Origin of the sequence: Campylobacter sp. FU_520 (assembly GCF_025772385.1) — a bacterium.
GTDB classification, from domain to species: domain Bacteria; phylum Campylobacterota; class Campylobacteria; order Campylobacterales; family Campylobacteraceae; genus Campylobacter_D; species Campylobacter_D lari_C.
In genome coordinates, this window is the sequence record NZ_JAKMRZ010000022.1 from 1 (window position 1) to 17,351 (window position 17,351).

General features: G+C 30.3%; 21 protein-coding genes. 14 read left to right on the plus strand and 7 right to left on the minus strand.

What is annotated here, in order from left to right:
* Positions 1-889 (minus strand): flagellin hook IN motif-containing protein (locus L8W55_RS07140; protein ID WP_318529906.1); only part of this gene is annotated, 889 nt, incomplete at its 3' end.
* A 197-nt stretch (positions 890-1,086) separates the two neighbouring features.
* Here L8W55_RS07140 and topA point away from each other — a divergent pair.
* From topA to L8W55_RS07165, 5 genes are read left to right on the plus strand one after another with little or no spacing between them, the layout of a single operon-like run.
* Positions 1,087-3,171 (plus strand): type I DNA topoisomerase, encoded by a 2,085-nt coding sequence (gene topA / locus L8W55_RS07145; protein WP_412175274.1) that lies wholly within the window; start codon positions 1,087-1,089, stop codon positions 3,169-3,171.
* On the plus strand, positions 3,171-4,007 hold the full coding sequence (locus tag L8W55_RS07150) for a biotin synthase (protein ID WP_263678015.1): 837 nt from the start codon (positions 3,171-3,173) through the stop codon (positions 4,005-4,007). Before topA ends, L8W55_RS07150 begins: the two co-directional genes overlap by 1 nt.
* On the plus strand, positions 3,988-5,166 hold the full coding sequence (locus L8W55_RS07155; RefSeq protein ID WP_263678016.1) for a cation:proton antiporter: 1,179 nt from the start codon (positions 3,988-3,990) through the stop codon (positions 5,164-5,166). Before L8W55_RS07150 ends, L8W55_RS07155 begins: the two co-directional genes overlap by 20 nt.
* Positions 5,167-5,205: 39 nt before the next feature.
* A complete protein-coding gene (locus L8W55_RS07160; RefSeq protein WP_263678017.1) occupies positions 5,206-5,967 on the plus strand; it encodes a 3'(2'),5'-bisphosphate nucleotidase CysQ in 762 nt (253 codons plus the stop codon).
* Positions 5,964-6,614, plus strand: a complete 651-nt coding sequence (locus tag L8W55_RS07165) for a hypothetical protein (RefSeq protein WP_263678018.1) — start codon at positions 5,964-5,966, stop codon at positions 6,612-6,614. The genes L8W55_RS07160 and L8W55_RS07165 overlap by 4 nt, the downstream gene beginning before the upstream one ends.
* Here the strand turns inward: L8W55_RS07165 and L8W55_RS07170 are convergent.
* The 3 genes from L8W55_RS07170 to L8W55_RS07180 are packed head-to-tail and all read right to left on the minus strand — an operon-like array spanning position 6,607 to position 8,536.
* The gene (locus tag L8W55_RS07170) at positions 6,607-7,383 is read right to left on the minus strand and encodes a UDP-N-acetylmuramate dehydrogenase (RefSeq protein ID WP_263678020.1); all 777 of its coding nucleotides are present in this window, start codon (positions 7,381-7,383) and stop codon (positions 6,607-6,609) included. The two genes, L8W55_RS07165 and L8W55_RS07170, sit on opposite strands and share 8 nt — an antisense overlap.
* Positions 7,380-7,646 carry a flagellar biosynthesis protein FliQ gene (fliQ, locus tag L8W55_RS07175; RefSeq protein WP_012660903.1) on the minus strand — a complete coding sequence of 89 codons (267 nt, stop codon included), beginning with the start codon at positions 7,644-7,646 and terminating at the stop codon, positions 7,380-7,382. The genes L8W55_RS07170 and fliQ overlap by 4 nt, the downstream gene beginning before the upstream one ends.
* Before the next feature lie 26 nt (positions 7,647-7,672).
* Positions 7,673-8,536: a menaquinone biosynthesis family protein gene (locus L8W55_RS07180; RefSeq protein ID WP_263678021.1), complete on the minus strand. Its 864-nt coding sequence runs from the start codon at positions 8,534-8,536 to the stop codon at positions 7,673-7,675.
* 110 nt (positions 8,537-8,646) lie between these two features.
* On the opposite strand from L8W55_RS07180, the gene recA reads away from it, so the two are divergent.
* The 4 genes from recA to L8W55_RS07200 all read left to right on the plus strand — a co-directional run bounded on the left by recA (position 8,647) and on the right by L8W55_RS07200 (position 11,876).
* Entirely contained in the window at positions 8,647-9,681 is a 1,035-nt protein-coding gene (gene recA / locus L8W55_RS07185) for a recombinase RecA (protein ID WP_087700900.1), read from the plus strand.
* Entirely contained in the window at positions 9,681-10,925 is a 1,245-nt protein-coding gene (gene eno, locus L8W55_RS07190) for a phosphopyruvate hydratase (protein ID WP_263678032.1), read from the plus strand. The genes recA and eno overlap by 1 nt, the downstream gene beginning before the upstream one ends.
* A gap of 74 nt (positions 10,926-10,999) precedes the next feature.
* Entirely contained in the window at positions 11,000-11,203 is a 204-nt protein-coding gene (locus L8W55_RS07195) for a hypothetical protein (RefSeq protein WP_052241300.1), read from the plus strand.
* The gene (locus L8W55_RS07200; protein WP_263678022.1) at positions 11,193-11,876 is read left to right on the plus strand and encodes an AMIN domain-containing protein; all 684 of its coding nucleotides are present in this window, start codon (positions 11,193-11,195) and stop codon (positions 11,874-11,876) included. The genes L8W55_RS07195 and L8W55_RS07200 overlap by 11 nt, the downstream gene beginning before the upstream one ends.
* A 14-nt stretch (positions 11,877-11,890) precedes the next feature.
* Here L8W55_RS07200 and L8W55_RS07205 read toward each other — a convergent pair whose 3' ends face one another.
* Positions 11,891-12,274 carry a group III truncated hemoglobin gene (locus L8W55_RS07205; RefSeq protein WP_263678023.1) on the minus strand — a complete coding sequence of 128 codons (384 nt, stop codon included), beginning with the start codon at positions 12,272-12,274 and terminating at the stop codon, positions 11,891-11,893.
* 105 nt (positions 12,275-12,379) lie between these two features.
* Between L8W55_RS07205 and L8W55_RS07210 the strand changes: the two genes are divergently transcribed.
* Positions 12,380-12,856 carry a cysteine permease gene (locus L8W55_RS07210; protein WP_263678024.1) on the plus strand — a complete coding sequence of 159 codons (477 nt, stop codon included), beginning with the start codon at positions 12,380-12,382 and terminating at the stop codon, positions 12,854-12,856.
* Here the strand turns inward: L8W55_RS07210 and L8W55_RS07215 are convergent.
* Positions 12,825-14,135, minus strand: coding sequence for an MFS transporter (locus tag L8W55_RS07215; RefSeq protein WP_263678025.1), 1,311 nt, complete (start codon positions 14,133-14,135; stop codon positions 12,825-12,827). The genes L8W55_RS07210 and L8W55_RS07215 overlap by 32 nt on opposite strands.
* A gap of 2 nt (positions 14,136-14,137) precedes the next feature.
* A complete protein-coding gene (locus tag L8W55_RS07220) occupies positions 14,138-14,299 on the minus strand; it encodes a highly acidic protein (RefSeq protein ID WP_263678026.1) in 162 nt (53 codons plus the stop codon).
* Positions 14,300-14,386: 87 nt separating this feature from the next.
* Here L8W55_RS07220 and moaC point away from each other — a divergent pair, with 87 nt between their 5' ends.
* The 4 genes from moaC to L8W55_RS07240 all read left to right on the plus strand — a co-directional run.
* Positions 14,387-14,860 (plus strand): cyclic pyranopterin monophosphate synthase MoaC, encoded by a 474-nt coding sequence (moaC, locus tag L8W55_RS07225; RefSeq protein WP_263678027.1) that lies wholly within the window; start codon positions 14,387-14,389, stop codon positions 14,858-14,860.
* Complete coding sequence (locus tag L8W55_RS07230; RefSeq protein WP_263678028.1) at positions 14,838-15,101, plus strand: DUF493 domain-containing protein; 264 nt, start codon at positions 14,838-14,840, stop codon at positions 15,099-15,101. The genes moaC and L8W55_RS07230 overlap by 23 nt, the downstream gene beginning before the upstream one ends.
* A gap of 12 nt (positions 15,102-15,113) precedes the next feature.
* Positions 15,114-16,235 carry a hypothetical protein gene (locus L8W55_RS07235; RefSeq protein WP_263678029.1) on the plus strand — a complete coding sequence of 374 codons (1,122 nt, stop codon included), beginning with the start codon at positions 15,114-15,116 and terminating at the stop codon, positions 16,233-16,235.
* A gap of 49 nt (positions 16,236-16,284) precedes the next feature.
* Positions 16,285-17,351, plus strand: a 1,067-nt coding sequence (locus tag L8W55_RS07240; protein ID WP_263678030.1) for a cache domain-containing protein, incomplete at its 3' end; no start/stop codon positions are given.

Sequence of the window (17,351 nt, forward strand, 5' to 3'; positions counted from 1 at the left end):
ACCTACCATTAGCATCTTTAGAAGCTTCTACTCCTGTGGTATCTTTTACTGAGTTAATAGCTGAAATTAAAGCACCATTTTCATCACCGTCTTTATATTCAACTTTACCTATTTTAACCCCATTAATAGTAAAATCATCATTAGTAGTTCCAGCTTTCATAGGGCCTGCGCCTGTAGTTTCTACCAAGAAATTTGCTCTAACACCTGTGATATCTGCTACCCTATTAATCTCTTCAGCTAAAGCTCCCATACCTGTTCCTACTGAAGTAGAAATCACTACAGGTTGGAATTTAAAATCATCTATACCATTATAGTTTTTAATGGTTAGTTGAGCTATACCACTTTGTTTAGCTTGAGAACCTGTTTCAAATCTAGTAACACCAATTTTACTTGACTGAGTAGCTCCGATACTAGCTTGGATGGTTTGATTTGACTGAGCACCAATTTGAAATTCTTGATTAGTAAAACCACCACTTAAAAGTTGCTTACCGTTAAAAGAAGTTGTATTTGCAATATTATCAAGCTCTTCCATCAAACGGTTAATATCAGCTTGAAGCATGTTTCTTGTTTTAGTACTTTGTCCATCTTGAGCAGCTTGAGTAGCCTTTACTTTGATAGTATCTAAGATTTTAAGTTGCTCATCCATAGCCTTATCAGCTGTTTGTAAAATACCTAAAGCATCATTACCATTGTTAATAGCTTGGCCTAAAGTGTTAGCTTGTGATCTTAAACTATCAGCAATAGCCATCCCTGAAGCATCATCAGCTGCAGAGTTGATTCTAAGACCTGAACTAAGTCTACCTAGAGAATTTTCTAACGCTCTTGAATTTAAGTTTGCATTAGCTTGAGCATTTAAAGATGCTACGTTAGTATTTATACGAAATCCCATTTTAAATCCTTTTAAATAAATTCAACCGCTTCCATGCAGTTGTTTAAGCTATATCGAAATATAGAAAAAAAAATTTATACTCTTAAAATATTTTATTTATGAATTAATGCAGATTGTTTATTTAAAAACCCATCTAAGCAAAAAATTTAACTTTTTTTTATACACTTTTACTAATTTTAATCCTCACAAGGAAAATAATGAAAAATTTAATCATAGTAGAATCACCTGCTAAAGCTAAAACCATAGGTAATTTTTTAGGTAAAGACTATGAAGTGATAGCCTCTAAAGGCCACATTAGAGATTTACCTAAAACTAGCTTTGGTATAAAAATAGAAGATGAAAATTTTAAACCTGAATATAGAATTTCAAATGATCATTCAAGCTTAGTAAAAGAACTCAAAGAAAAGGCTAAAAAAGCTAAAACCATATACCTTGCAACCGATGAGGACCGCGAGGGTGAAGCCATAGCTTATCATATAGCTAAGGCTATTAATAAAGATGAAAATTCCCTGCCACGCATAGTTTTTCATGAGATCACCAAAAGTGCTATAGAAAATGCTTTAAAAAACCCAAGATCTTTAAATGTAAATAGCGTCAACGCTCAACAAACCAGGCGCTTGCTTGATCGTATAGTAGGCTATAAACTAAGCCCTTTACTCAATCAAAAAATTCAAAAAGGCTTAAGCGCAGGGCGTGTGCAAAGTGCAGCTTTAAAAATCATCGTCGATAGAGAAAGAGAAATCAAAGCCTTTGTTCCTTTGAAATACTTTAGTATAGATATGATTTTTGAAAAAGACTTACAAGCTGAATTAGTTGAGTTTCAAAATCAAAAGATAGAAAAACTAAGTCTAACTAATGAAGATAGAGCCAAACTCATCTTTGAAACTTGCAAAAATGCTAGTTTTAAAATAAAAGATATAGAAAGTAAAGATAGAAAAATAGCTCCACAAGCACCTTTTATGACCTCAACCCTGCAACAAAGCGCGAGCAATCGCCTAGGTTTTAACCCTAAAAAAACCATGATGATTGCCCAAAAACTTTATGAGGGCGTAAAAACTCATCAAGGCATTATGGGTGTGATCACTTATATGAGAACTGATAGCTTAAACATCGCAAAAGAAGCCTTAGAAGAAGTAAGAAAACTCATCAAAAATGATTTTGGTAAAGAATACTTACCAAACAAAGCAAACATTTACACCACTAAAAGCAAAGGCGCCCAAGAAGCACATGAAGCCATAAGACCGACTAATCTTAGTTTTACTCCAAAACTTGCAAGTGAGTTTTTAGAAAAAGATGAAGCAAGATTATATACTTTAATATATAATCGCTTCCTAGCTTCACAAATGAATCCTGCTATATCTCAAACTCAAAATGTCTATGTAAAATCAAATGAAGCAAGTTTTAAAATAAGTGGTAGAAAAATTTTATTTGATGGACATTATAAAATATATGGAGATATGGACAAAGATAAAATTTTACCTAATTTAAAACTAGAAGATACATTAAATATCCAAAATATAGAATTAAGCTCACATTTTACCGAGCCACCTTCAAGATACTCTGAAGCTGGGCTTGTTAAAAAGTTAGAAAATCTTGGCATAGGACGCCCTTCAACTTATGCTCCAACCATCTCTTTACTTAGTGCAAGAGAATATGTGCATATAGATAAAAAACAAATCATACCTAATGAAATAGCCTTTGTTGTAACAGAAGTTTTAGAACAAAACTTTAGCGATATAGTAGATAGTGATTTTACTTCCAAAATGGAAGATAAACTAGATATCATTGCAGAAGGTAAAATGGACTGGCAAGAAGTTTTAAGAGAGTTTTATTTTCCTTTTATGAGAAAAATTGATGAGGGTAAAAAAAATATAAAAAGTCAAAAAACTTTTACAAAATTAGATGAAACCTGCCCTGATTGTGGTGGAGAGCTTGCTATAAGAAAAGGAAGATATGGAGAATTTATAGCATGTTTAAATTTTCCAAAATGCAAATACTCAAGAAATTTAAAACAAGAAACACAAAATGAAGAAAAAAGCGAGAAAAAACTCAATACCATAGGCGTAAAATGCCCAAGCTGTCAAGAAGGCGAGATCGTGGAGCGTTTTTCTAAGCGTGGTAAATTTTATGGTTGCAGTGCTTATCCAAAATGCAACTATATAAGCAAATACAAACCAAGTGAAGAAAAATGTAGTGAATGTGGCGAAACTTTAATCATCAAAGAGCTTAAAAAAGGCACATTTTTAGAGTGCTTAAAATGCAAAATCAAAAAGGAAATCTAATGCAAATCATGCTTTGTGCTATATCTAATATAGCAAGTGGAGGGTGTGGGGAGGACTGCAAATACTGCACACAAAGTGCTCATGTGAAAACTAATATCAATAAATACAAAAGAAAAGATATAAACCAAATCATCTTAGAAGCTAAAATAGCTAAGAAAAATGAGGCTTTGGGTTTTTGTTTAGTTACAGCAGGTGCTGGACTTGATGATGAAAAACTTGAGTATGTATGCAAAGTAGCTCATGCAGTGCAAAAAGAAGTAGAAGGACTTTTACTCATAGCTTGCAATGGCATAGCAAATTTAGAACAACTCAAAGAATTAAAAAAAGCAGGAATTTTTTCTTATAATCATAATCTAGAAACTTCCAAAGAATTTTTCCCAAACATATGCTCTACGCATACTTGGGAGCAAAGATTTCAAACTAATCTTTATGCTAAAGAAGCAGGTTTAATGCTTTGCTGTGGTGGAATTTATGGTCTTGGAGAAAGCGAAGCTGATAGAAAAAGTTTTAGAACAAGTTTAAAAGAGCTTGATCCTTTTTCCTCGCCTATTAATTTTTTCATACCAAATGAAAATTTAAAACTCAAGCAAGACTTATTAAATGCTGATGAGGCATTAAATATCATCAAAGATACTAAAAAAGACTTACCAAATACACATATCATGGTAGCAGGTGGTAGAGAGGTAGTGCTAAAAGAAAGGCAATATGAAATTTTTGACGCAGGAGCTAGTGCTATAGTAGTGGGTGATTATCTTACAACTAAAGGCGAAGAACCTAGCAAAGACATACAAAAACTAAAACAAATGGGATTTAGCTTTGCTAGCTCATGCCATTGATGCTCAAGCTGCTACGGATTTAAAAATTTTATTAGTCGTAGCAGGATGTTTACTAACTTCACCTTATATTGCTAAATTTTTAAAACTCCCACTTTCAGCCACTGAAATCATGCTTGGCTCTTTTATAGGATTTTTGGGTTTTATAGGAGAAAGTGAGAATTTTAAGCTTTTAGCTAATGCGGGGTTTTATTATCTTATGTTTATTGCGGGTATGGAGATTAATCTTAAAACCTTTTTAAACACTGAAAGAAGCTTACTCAATAAAGCTTTTATTTACATCATACTTTTATATGCTTTTAGTGTTTTAGCGGTTGAAAGTATAGATATTTCTTATATTTTTGTTATTATCATACCTGTTATGAGTGTGGGTTTGCTCTCAACGCTTTATAGAGACTTTGGCAAAAACTGTGAGTGGCTTAATGTATCCATGGTGGTAGCCACTTTAGCTGAAGTTGTAAGCATAGTTTTACTTACCATAGCTGCAGCATTTTTGGGCAAAGGAGCCGATCTTTTCTCGCTCACTCAAAATTTATTATATTTAGTGGGATTTTTAGCACTTTGTATTTTTGGATTTAAATTTTTAGAAGTGCTTTTTTGGTGGTATCCACAACTTAAAACCATACTCATGCCTTGGCAAGATCAAAACGAAAAAGACATAAGATTTTGCATGGCAATTTTCATAGCCATAGTTGCGATTATGATTTATTTTAAACTTGAAGTTGCACTTGGAGCTTTTATAGCAGGTTCATTTATAGCTACTTTTTTTGATCATAAAAAAGACTTAGAGCATAAACTCTCTAGTTTTGGTTATGGCTTTTTAATCCCTATATTTTTCATCTACATAGGCTCAAGTTTTAAACTTCAAATGCTTTTAAACCCTCAAGTTTTACTCATAGCTTTTTCACTAACTGCCTTTATGATAGGACTAAGAATACTTTGTGCTATGACTTTTGTAAAAATACTTGGTTTAAAAAACACCTTTTTATTTGGCCTAAGTCATTCTATGCCACTAACCTTACTCATCGCAGTAGCTACGCTTTCTTATCAAACTAATATCATCACTCAAGATATATACTCAGGGCTAGTGCTTACTGCTTTATTTGAAGCAATTTTAGCCATTAGCTTGATTAAATTTATCAATAATCTTAGTAGAAAATAATTCTACTAAGTATTTATATAAAATTGCTATACTTTTTTTATGAAAAATTTAGACACACTTTTAGAATTAGCCTTAAAAGCAGGCAAGGAAGCCTCAAAAGTATTGCTTGAATATAAAGACAAAAATACTTTGTGGCTTAAAGATGATGATTCTCCGGTAGGTTTAGCTGATATAAAATCTAATGAAGCTATTAGTGAAATTTTAGCTTCAAGCGATATGGCTATATGCTCTGAAGAAAATATACTTTCTTATGAAGAAAGAAAAAATTTAGAGTATTTTTGGCTTATAGATCCACTTGATGGCACTAAATCTTATGCTAAAAAAGATAAAGAATATTGTGTTTTAATCACATTAATCCATAAAAACACCCCTATACTTTCACTCATAGGCGATGTGGAAAATAATGCGTTTTATTATGCACATACTTATACTAAGGTTTATAAAAATAATGAAATTTTAAATCTTAGTTTAGAGCAATACGAAAAGGTTAAAAATATAGCCCTTTACTCTAAAAATCATGATAATAATGAAGATTTTTTCATTCAAAATCATCTTGAAGGCATTAAGGTTTCATCTGCTTTGAAATTTGTATATTTACTTGAAGCAAAAGCTGGAATTTACCCGCGTTTTGGTGGTCCAAAAGCTTGGGATATAGCTGCGGGAGATTTTTTAGTCAAACAAAATGGCGGAATTTTATATGATTTTGATAAAAAAGCTCTAAATTATAATAGTCCTGATTTTAAACTTCCAAGTTTTATAGCTTTTGCTAAAAATGAATTTAAATTAAAAGGTTTTTGGTGAGATTTTTTTTGGTGTTTTTGTGTTTTTTAAGTGCTATTTATGCTAACTCTTTTGCAAATAAAAAAATCATCAAATTACAAAATAACGATGATTTTAGTATCATCAATCTTGAACAAAATATAAATTATGATAAACTCTCACACATTAACACCTTAGCTTTAGTGCCAAGCTATGAAAAAGAATATAATTTTTATTTTTCAAACTTAAAAATCGATGCTAAAACCATGGCAAAAGACACACTAAAAGCATTAAGTGCTATTTTAAATGAGCAAAATAATTTTGCCTTGCTTAGTCAAAAAGAAAATCAAACTTATATCAATAGTCAAAATATCTTGCAAAAAAATAAAAATTTCATCAATGCAAGCGAGTTTTTAGAATTTAATCGTTTTAAAAAGGCTGATTTTATTATTTTGCTAGATTTAAAAAGCATTCAAGCAAGCCAACAAAATTTCTTGCTTTTTTCCAATTTTGAAGTCAAAACTGACATAGAATACAAACTTTTTAATGCCAAAACAAAAAAATTAAAAGATCATAAAATCCTTACTATCAATACTCAATTTAGCACAAATGATAAAAATAAATCTTATCAAGAATTAGTCCAAGAAATAGCTACAATTGTTTATGAAGATATTAAAAATACTATATAATCACCACTTCTTCTTCTAAAACAATCCCAAATTCTTCAAAAACTCTTTTCTTAGCAAGCTCTATCAAAAACATCGCATCATCAAAACTAGCGTGTTTTTTATTGATTAAAAAATTTGCATGTTCATTACTAAACATCGCATCATTTTTACTAAAACCTTTAAGATTAACTGCTTCTATCAACCTTCCTGCATGATCGTTTTTGGGGTTTTTAAAAATAGATCCAAAACTAGCGCCTTTGGGTTGATTTTTTCTTGCATTTTTTAAAAGTTCATCTTTAACTGGGTCAAATCCATATTCTAAAAAAAACTTCGCACTAAACATTACTTCTTTAATAGGATTAAACCTATAAGCAAAAGCAATATTTTGTTTTAAAATTTCTTGATTAAAAGTGCAAATGCTGATTAAGTTTTTACTAATATCCTCATCTTTTAATCCTGCATTCATTTTTAAAATACCACCCAAAGTTCCTGGGATATTTCTTAAAAACTCAAAGCCTTTTAGGTTATTTTCTTTAGCAAAATGATATATTTTAAAAGATTTCACGCTAGAGCCTATCTCTAAAAACATACCTTTTTTATTTTGCTCTAAAATTTTAATATAATCAAAACTTTTCCCTAAAATTCCAAGTTTTTTGGATTTTGGAGAGATTAAAAGATTATTTGCCCCACCTATTAAAAAACCATCAAATTCACAAAGCCCTTCAAGTACTTGTACTTCAAAACTCTCGCCTATACGCACAGAAGAATACTTAGAAAAATCAATAATCATCGAATAAAACTTGGAATTTGATTTAAAATATTCGTTGTAAAATCAATCATAGAACTTATCATCCAAGGCATTAAAAATACTATCACCACAACAACAAGTAAAATTTTTGGCACAAAAGAAAGTGTAGCTTCATTAATTTGCGTTACAGCTTGAAAAATACTTATAATAAGCCCTGCGATAAGTCCTGCTAAAAGCATAGGTAAAGAAAGCATAAGTGTGATTTTAAAAGTTTGTACACCCAAGGCTACTAAAGTACTCTCCATATTTTCTCCTTAAAATTTAAATTCTATCAAGAATTTCTAAATTCTTCATACTCACTAGGTATAAGATAATCTTTGCTTTTTATTAATTTCTCATAAAATCCATGATTAAATCCAAGCTCAAAAAGCTTATCTATGGCATTGTATTGTTTATCATTCATATTTATAGAGTTTTTATTTGCATATAAATTTAAATACACTTCAAGTTTTTGTGCATCAACGCGTATTAAATTACGCTCTAAAAGCATGGAAGCTAAGATTTTTCTATTATGATCAGCTACTTCTACTGCTTTAATCAAATCTTTTTCAACCGCTATTGCATCACTAAGCGGTAAAGATCTTCTAAGCGCCATACCACCTAAAGGTAAAGGCAAATCATCTTTAGCCAATTCTTGCCAAATATCCCAAAGTTCAGCCTCAACACACAAACTAGAATCAAACTCTAAAATACTCTCATGTATAAGCACTCCTGCATCAACCTCATCTTCTAAAACAGCCTTTTCAATCTCTAAAAAATTCTTATAAACTATCCTAGCTTGTGGGTATTTTACGCGAAAGATTAAAGCATTAGTAGTATGCGCTCCACTTAAAGCAACTTTAAAATTTGACTTTAATTTTTTATCTTTTTTCTTAATAAGCTTTGGCCCATAACCCTCGCCAAAACTCACCGCAGTTTTTAATAAAGCATATTCGCTAGCTATTAAAGGATAAAGCGCAAAAGATATCGCACTAACATCGTATATATTTTCTAATGCAAGTTCATTTAAAGTTTGTATATCTAAAGCTGTATTTTCATATTCATAAGCATTTCCAACCCAACCAAATTTAACCGCCATATACATAAAAATATCATCAGCATCAGGAGAGTGTGCTACGCTAATTTTTTTATTCATTTTTTTCCTTGAAAAATTTAAAAAAGTATTTTAGCAAAATTCAAAATAAAAACTTATATTAAATTTCTTTTTGATACAATTTTAAACATATTATAAAAGGATTAACAAGCATGGATGATAATAAAAGAAAATCACTTGATGCAGCCTTAAAAAGTCTTGATAAAACCTTTGGAAAAGGTACTATTTTAAGACTTGGCGATAAAGAAGTTGAAAAAATTGATTCTATTCCTACAGGTTCGGTTGGACTTGATTTAGCTTTGGGTATAGGTGGGGTTCCAAAAGGAAGAATTATAGAAATTTATGGACCTGAAAGCTCAGGTAAAACTACACTTACCTTGCACATCATAGCAGAATGTCAAAAAAAAGGTGGAGTTTGTGCGTTTATCGATGCTGAACACGCTCTTGATGTAAGATATGCAAAAAATTTAGGTGTTGATACAGAAAATCTTTATATCTCTCAACCAGATTTTGGCGAGCAAGCCTTAGAAATCGTTGAAACCATAGCAAGAAGCGGGGCTATTGATCTAATAGTAGTAGATAGCGTTGCTGCACTTACTCCAAAAGCAGAAATCGAAGGTGATATGGGAGATCAACATGTAGGTCTTCAAGCAAGATTAATGAGTCAAGCTTTAAGAAAACTAACCGGTATCGTTCATAAAATGAATACTACTGTAATTTTCATCAACCAAATTCGTATGAAAATAGGCATGATGGGCTATGGAACTCCTGAAACAACTACCGGCGGAAATGCTTTAAAATTTTATGCTTCAGTGCGTTTAGATGTAAGAAAAACAGCTACTTTAAAACAAAATGATGAGCCTATTGGAAACCGCGTTAAAGTAAAAGTAGCTAAAAACAAAGTAGCCCCTCCTTTTAAACAAGCTGAATTTGATGTGATGTTTGGTGAGGGTGTAAGCCGTGAGGGCGAGCTAATAGACTATGGTGTAAAACTTGATATTATTGATAAAAGTGGTGCGTGGTTTTCTTATAAAGCTTCTAAGCTTGGTCAAGGTAGAGAAAATGCTAAAGCCTTTTTAAAAGAAAATCCAGCTATTGCAGATGAAATCACTCAAGCCATACAAAACTCAATCGGTATAGATAGTATGATTTTGGGCGCAAAAGAAGACGATGAAGGAGAAGAATGATGTTGATTATTGAAGATTTAAGAGCTTTTGAAGTTTTAGACAGTAGAGGCAATCCTACCATTAAAGCTGAAATCATGTTAAGCGATGGTAGTGTAGGAAGCGCTATCGTTCCAAGTGGTGCAAGCACAGGAAAAAAAGAAGCTTTAGAATTAAGAGATAATGATGAAAGATTTGGCGGAAAAGGTGTTTTAAAAGCCATTGAAAACATCAATGGCACCATAGCTGAAAATATTATAGGGCTTGATGCTTTTAATCAAACCCAACTAGATAATACCCTTTTAGAGCTTGATGGGACAAAAAACTACTCTAACCTAGGAGCAAATGCAACTTTAGGAATTTCTATGGCAACAGCACGCGCTGCTGCTAATGCGCTAGGCGTGCCTTTATATCGCTACTTAGGTGGAGCAAATGCAAGTGTATTACCTGTGCCAATGTGCAATATCATCAATGGTGGTGCGCATGCAAATAATAGCGTAGATTTTCAAGAATTTATGATTATGCCTTTTGGTTTTTCAAGCTTTAAAGAAGGATTAAGATCAGTTTGTGAAATTTATGCAGTATTGAAAAAAGAATTAGCTAATCTAGGTCACTCTACTGCTTTAGGTGATGAGGGTGGTTTTGCACCAAATTTAGCAAATAATACAGAGCCTCTTGATCTTTTAATGACTTGTATTAAAAAAGCAGGTTATGAAAATAAAATCAAACTTGCACTAGATGTAGCAAGTAGTGAGCTTTACAAAGATGGTAAATACCATTTAGAAGGTAAAGTTTTCTCAAGTGAAGACTTAATCGCGCGTTATGAAGAATTATGCGCTAAATATCCTATTTTTAGTATTGAAGATGGTTTAGCTGAAGATGATTATGAAGGTTGGATTAAACTCACTCAAAAGCTTGGTAATAAAATTCAACTTGTAGGTGATGATTTATTTGTAACTAATGAAGATATTTTAAAAGAAGGTATTATGAAAAATATGGCAAATGCTGTATTGATTAAGCCTAATCAAATCGGAACAATCACTCAAACTATGAGAACAGTAAGATTAGCTCATAGAAATAATTATAGATGTATCATGAGCCATAGAAGCGGGGAAAGCGAAGATGCTTTTATAGCTGATTTTGCAGTAGCGCTTAATACAGGACAAATCAAAACAGGAGCCTTAGCAAGAGGCGAAAGAACTGCTAAATACAATCGCTTATTAGAAATTGAACTTGATAATGATGAGTACTTAGGAGATAAACTCTGAGTGATTTATTAAAAGAGTATGATGAGCATTCCAAAAAAAAGGAAGCTCGTCATCAACTCATCAAGACTATTGCTTTGTCATTTGTAGCTATTATTGTTGCTATGTATTTTGGTAATATGTTTTTTGGTAAATCTTCACTAGATGTGCTACTAACACTCAAAGAAGAGCAAAAAATTTTAGAAAAAAATATCATAACTTTAAAAGCTAAAAATGCCCAAGCCCAAAAAGAATATTTGCAACTTTTAAGACTTAAGGGAGAAAATTCGCATGAGAATTAAATTTTTTATATTATTTTTACTTTCTTGTGTATTTTTAAATGCAAAGGATAATCCTTTTGATAATAATTCAGAACAACAAAACACTGAATTTGTAAAACTTAGTCCTTTTCAAAGACAAGATTTTAATTTTAATTCCGATGCGAGAATTTTAAAAAATATTACCATTACTTATATCAACCTTGATGGCTCTGAAGAACAAACTACCTTAGATATATATAAAAGCATTAACTGGCATGACACTTACTCATTTATAAAAACCAAAAGTCCAAATGTCGCGCCTATACTTGATGTATCTGTAACTGTGCCACAAAAACAAGGAAATAAAAACTCAAAAACAGAAGAAAACAACACCACTTTAAATATAGAAACACCACTTTTTAGTGGAAGTATTTATAATTTTATTTCTCTTGGCTTTTATAATAACAAAATCAATATCAAAACCCAGGATAAAATACTAAGACATCTGTCTATAGGAGATCCTACTAAAATTATTATAGATTTTGCTAAAAAACAAAATTTTAACACCAAAACTTTACAAGTTAATACAGCAAAAGTTAAAAAAGTTGTATTTGGTTCACATAAAGGGTATTATCGTTTAGTTATATATCTTGATGGAAAATATAGTTATAAATATTCCCATAGTGAAAATTTACATACCTTTAGTTATCGCTAAGAGTTTTTAAACTCTTAAGCAAATCTATGATCATAAATAATCATTTGAAATCTTTGAGCTATCATTCTAGCTCTTTCTATGATAATACTTCTTGGTTCATCTTCAAAAACTTCTTGCAAACTCTCATCAAATAAATTAAGCCAAATATCAAAATATTCTCTTGGAAATGGAGGTAATTCATGATGAGCTCTCAAAGGTGAACCGCTATAGCTTGGATCGGCCAAAAACATCCCTGCCCAAAAACTTGCTATTTTTTCTTTATGTTTTTTCCAACTCTCATCATCTGTGCCGATTTTTTCATTAAAAATAGGTCCTAAATCCTTGTCTATTCTAACTTTTGCATAAAAAACATCCATAAGTTTTTTAATACCCTCATGATTAATAGTTTCAAATTTCATGCTTTTCCTTAAAAAATAATTTTGGCTTATTGTATTAAATTTAGAAATTAAAAATATAAACAAAAGTCAATTTTTAGTATAATTTTAAAAAACTAAAGAAAAACTATGACTTATACTATTTTGCCACCTAATCAATTCTTAGATGATTATGTCTTAAATGTACAATTACATCAATTAGCAAATATCTCTAAAAATGCTTATAAATTTTGGAAAAACATTCAAGCAGCACGTTATCAAGGTACAAGAGTGGTTTTTTTACACAAAAAAAGTATTTTAAAAAAACACCAACATCTTATACAAAAATGTGAAAATTTAAATGGCTATGTGCTAGCAAGTGCTTTTTGCTCATTTACAACCCTAGCTCCATCTCATTTAGTAGAAAAAAATAATTCTCAAATTTATAAAATCTTAGATATAAAAGAAGTGTGTGGAGTTAAATTTGTAAATTTAAAGGCATTTTACGATCTTTTAAAGCTAGATTATAATTATAATATTTACATCGAAAAATGCCATTTTTTTAGTCCTACTCCTTTGGAAAAGCGTATTAAAATCACTGAGAGTATGTGCGTTGGGTATTACTAAGATATTTAAACATCAAAGCAGAAAAAAGTGAGATTATAGCCATAGCTAGCATATAAAATCCTAAAGAAAAACGAGCAATATTTTCTAAATTTGCTAAAGCAATGGTGTGTAAGAATAAAGCAAGTTGCGGGGTAAAACCACCGGCTAATGCATAAGCTATATTATATGAAAAACTAAGTCCTGAAAATTTAATCTTAGCATCAAATACTTCACTCATCATTAAAGGACAAAAATTCATCACTCCGGCAAAAAAACAAGCACTTAAATAACACACACTCACTGTATTAAAATCAGGTGTTTTGGTATAAAGAGCATTAAAATAAAACAAGCAAGTTAAGAAAAATCCTAGTGAAAAAATCACACAAGCTTTCACTATGCCTATTTTATCAGCCAAAATTCCACTTAATATACAGCCAATTACAAGTACAACTATACCAAGCATTTGCATATAAGTTTGGACGCTTGCATCAATACTTAACATTTTTGCCATAAAAGAAGGTATGATTAAAATCATCACAACAATGCAAGCAGTTAAAACCCAAGTTATCAACATAGAAAGCACAACACCTAACTTGGCTTTTTTAAACACTTCTTTTAAAGGGAATTTTTCTAAGGCTTTATCTTTTTTCATTTGCTCAAAAACAGGAGTTTCTCTTAAAAATTTACGCAAATAAGCAGAAATAATCCCAAAAATTCCACCCAAGAAAAATGGAATTCTCCAAGCCCATTCATAAAGCTCTTCTTGTGTAAAAAATTTATTCATCATCAAAAATACAAAACTACCAAGTAAAATTCCACCTACCACAGAAGCTGTTAAAATTCCAAGATAAGTGCGTTTTTGACCCTTTGGAGCATGCTCAAATACAAAAACCCAAGCACCAGGCAATTCCCCACCTATAGCTATACCTTGACAAATCCTTACAAATACTAAAAATACTATACATAAATACCCTATACTTTCATAAGTAGGTATAAAAGCAAGTAAAAAAGTTGGTATAACCATCAGCAAAATACTAAGCATAAACATTTTCTTACGGCCAAATTTATCGCCAAAATGCGCCATTACTATACCACCAAGTGGTCTAGCTAAATATCCTGCAGCAAAAATCCCATAAGTATTAAACATTTGCCAAAATGGGCTTAAATTTTCAGGAAAGAAATTTTTAGAAATATAACTTGCAAAAAATACAAAAATGATAAAATCATAAAATTCTAAAGTCCCTCCCAAAGAAGAAAGACCTAAAACTTTTATATCTTTTTTACTAAGATTTTTACTCACTCTTAATCCATCTCATAAGTATCATCATCACTATAATCATCATCGTATTCATAATCATCATCATCATAATTATACGATCTTTGATTGTTTGCATAAGTATCTTCCTCTATTTCATCATACATTTCATCATCATAATTTTCAAATTCTTCATCATCATAAGCCATTATAAATCCTTTAAAATTTTTTAGTAGTATTTTAATATAAAAATATACATTTTGGTATAATTTTTCAAACTTTACTTAAGGAAAAATATGAATTTAACGCATTTAGATGAAAAAAATCATCCCAAAATGGTAGATGTAAGCCAAAAAGATATCACCCAAAGAGAAGCTTGTGCAAGCGGTAAAATATATATGAGTAAAGAAGCATTTGAAGCTATTATCGAAAATAAAGCCAAAAAAGGACCTGTTTTACAAACTGCTATTACAGCAGCTATTATGGGAGCTAAGCAAACTTCAAATCTCATTCCAATGTGCCATCCTTTAATGATTTCAAAAGTACAAACTCATATAGAAGAAAACAAAGAAGAATGTTCTTTTAAACTTTTCGTAACCGTAAAATGTGAAGGAAAAACAGGAGTTGAAATGGAAAGTCTAACTGCTGTTAGCATTGGGCTTTTAACTATTTATGATATGGTTAAAGCTATTGATAAAAGCATGCAAATTACTAATATAGTTTTAGAAAGCAAAGAAGGAGGAAAAAGTGGTAAATATCTGCGATCTTAAAAAAGAACCTATTATAAACTACCCTACTTTTTGGGATTACAAAGTCGTTTTTGAAGCTGGGGTTGATGCTTTAGAAATTTTTACTCAAATACTTAATGAAAGAGAATTTAAATACAAAATCTCAAATACTAGCAAACAAGGTACATATAAAAGTTATCTTTTAAGTGTTTATGTCGATAGTAAAGATGATCGTTTAAATATTTTTAATCAATTAAAAAGTAAAGCCAAATTTGTATTATAAAAAGGAAAAACCATGAAAAATTTAGCCATTATTTTTGAAAATTCTCTCTTAGCTTGTGAAAAAAATGAAATTCCAGGCTTAATTAGCGAACTTGTTTTTAATCTAAGTTATAAAAAAATTAGTTTTGAAAATACTAGCAATGAAGAACTTTTTGCCATCTTTTCTAAGGCATTAGAAAAACTTGAACTTATAAATGAAGAAAATATTTCTAAAATAATCCAAGGTATTATTAAAGCTAGAGTTGAAGAAGATAAAAAAGCATTTTTTGCTTATATTAACGAATATGGCAAATTAAAAGTAAAAATAGAAGAACAAAAAAACACCATTAAACACAAAATTTGCGATAACTTTTTTGATTTAGAAAAGACTTTAAAAGATTTAAATTTAAATGAATTTAACATAAGTATTAATGATGCTATGCTTTATGATATAGAAATACTAGGTCTTTTAAAAGAAACTGCTGAAAGTGCTTTTATCACAACCTTAGAAAAAGGAGAAAATATAGAACTTACTTCTTGTGAGATTGCTAAAAATTTAGTCTTTAATGCAATTTGTGAAGGAAGTTTTGAAAAAGAAAGAATTTTGAAAATCTCTCAAGTAATTTTAAACGCAGCTTTTGAACTTGCTAATGAATCACAAGCCTTTGCTTATGATTTATGTATAGGAAGTATTTATGGAACACAAGAAGGGATTTCTTTGGCAATTGAAAAATTTAAAGCAAGCTTTGCATATAGTGCTTTAGAACATGATTTAAAAAATAAAGAAAAAGAACTCATAGACATAGAACAAGAATTTATTCAAATGCTTAAAAAAATATCATTAGAATTTAATAATCCTGTAAAAGATATACTCAAAGATTTATTAGAAAATAAATTTGACACTTTATTTGCCAAATTTAAACGCCTTATACAAGAAAATAGAGAACAAATCCTTATTAAAATAAATGAAATTAAACAAAATCCAAAAATTGATGATTTTAGTAAATTAGCACAAAATAAACTTAATAACCTAGCTAAAGAATTAAGCGAGCTTGAAAAACTTGCTAGTCATAAATATAAAAGTTTAGATAAAAACAATGCAAAAGAATTAGGAGTAAGATTGTGGGAAAAAGCTAAAAAATTAATTAAATATTAAAAAAATAAAAGATATTATTTTCCTAAAATTAACACAACAAGGAATTTAAATGACTAAAAGCCTTAATTTAACTACTAAAATGATATTGATTTTATCCTCTGTGATACTCATTGGCATAGGAATTTTATCAATAGCAATAATCACTAAAAGTCAGCAAATACTCAATAATGAAGCCCACAAACTTTTATTAAGTAGTGCTAATAGATACGCCAATGGAATTCAGGCTATTACACAAAACGCATATTCAACACTAGAAACAGCACAAGGTATTATTAAAAATTTTTCTAGCAAAGATAATGTTTTGGATATAGAAGAATTAAAAATTTTATTAAGTAATATGTTAGACTCAAATTCTTGGACTTATCTTGCATATATTCATCTTAACCAATACCACGACAATAGTCCTTTAAATCTTACTCCATCTGGAAAGTTTTTACTACTAGCAAAAGATGAAAATCCGCAACAAAAAGGATCAATTAAATTTATTCAAGCTGAAGAAATAATTTTGCAACAAAATTCTTTTATAAAAGCTTTACAAACTCAACAACCTGCAATTGGGAGACCTAAAGATTATTTTATAGATGGAGAAAAAATATATCTTGTAAATATTGCCTTACCGGTTATTGGAAGAAATAATGAAACAATTGGTGTAATAGGTATGCTTGTACGCATTGACTTACTAAGAGATGAATTAAATGATCCAAACAAGAGTTTATTTGCAAATGACCAACGCTTATTAATTTCAAGCGATGGTTTAATCATATCTAGCCCAAAAGCAGAATATATTGGAAAAATTATCACAGAAATTAATCCTCATCCTAGTGCAAAAACAATATTAGAGATGCAAAACACCAAAACTAATGGCTTATTTACTTTTATACCTGCATCAACAAAGAAAGAAAATTTTGCTCAACTTATAAATTTTAATCTTTGGGAAGGCTCTAATGAATATTGGAGTGTTGTAACTATCGCACCTAAAAAATCTGTGGAAAGTCCAGCAAATTTGCTAGCTTTTATTATATTTATAATCTCAACCATTGTTCTTTTTGCGATTATTATTACTGTTTATTTTTATATAAAAAAAGGGATTATTGAAAAAATTCATAAACTCCAAAC

Excerpts from the sequence above, each read along its gene's own strand:
- topA (WP_412175274.1), top strand. The coding sequence starts at position 1,087 with ATGAAAAATTTAATCATAGTAGAATCACCTGCTAAAGCTAAAACCATA.
- L8W55_RS07150 (WP_263678015.1), top strand. The coding sequence starts at position 3,171 with ATGCAAATCATGCTTTGTGCTATATCTAATATAGCAAGTGGAGGGTGT.
- L8W55_RS07160 (WP_263678017.1), top strand. The coding sequence starts at position 5,206 with ATGAAAAATTTAGACACACTTTTAGAATTAGCCTTAAAAGCAGGCAAG.
- L8W55_RS07170 (WP_263678020.1), bottom strand. The coding sequence starts at position 7,383 with ATGATTATTGATTTTTCTAAGTATTCTTCTGTGCGTATAGGCGAGAGT.
- fliQ (WP_012660903.1), bottom strand. The coding sequence starts at position 7,646 with ATGGAGAGTACTTTAGTAGCCTTGGGTGTACAAACTTTTAAAATCACA.
- L8W55_RS07180 (WP_263678021.1), bottom strand. The coding sequence starts at position 8,536 with ATGAATAAAAAAATTAGCGTAGCACACTCTCCTGATGCTGATGATATT.
- recA (WP_087700900.1), top strand. The coding sequence starts at position 8,647 with ATGGATGATAATAAAAGAAAATCACTTGATGCAGCCTTAAAAAGTCTT.
- eno (WP_263678032.1), top strand. The coding sequence starts at position 9,681 with ATGTTGATTATTGAAGATTTAAGAGCTTTTGAAGTTTTAGACAGTAGA.
- L8W55_RS07200 (WP_263678022.1), top strand. The coding sequence starts at position 11,193 with ATGAGAATTAAATTTTTTATATTATTTTTACTTTCTTGTGTATTTTTA.
- L8W55_RS07205 (WP_263678023.1), bottom strand. The coding sequence starts at position 12,274 with ATGAAATTTGAAACTATTAATCATGAGGGTATTAAAAAACTTATGGAT.
- L8W55_RS07210 (WP_263678024.1), top strand. The coding sequence starts at position 12,380 with ATGACTTATACTATTTTGCCACCTAATCAATTCTTAGATGATTATGTC.
- L8W55_RS07220 (WP_263678026.1), bottom strand. The coding sequence starts at position 14,299 with ATGGCTTATGATGATGAAGAATTTGAAAATTATGATGATGAAATGTAT.
- moaC (WP_263678027.1), top strand. The coding sequence starts at position 14,387 with ATGAATTTAACGCATTTAGATGAAAAAAATCATCCCAAAATGGTAGAT.
- L8W55_RS07235 (WP_263678029.1), top strand. The coding sequence starts at position 15,114 with ATGAAAAATTTAGCCATTATTTTTGAAAATTCTCTCTTAGCTTGTGAA.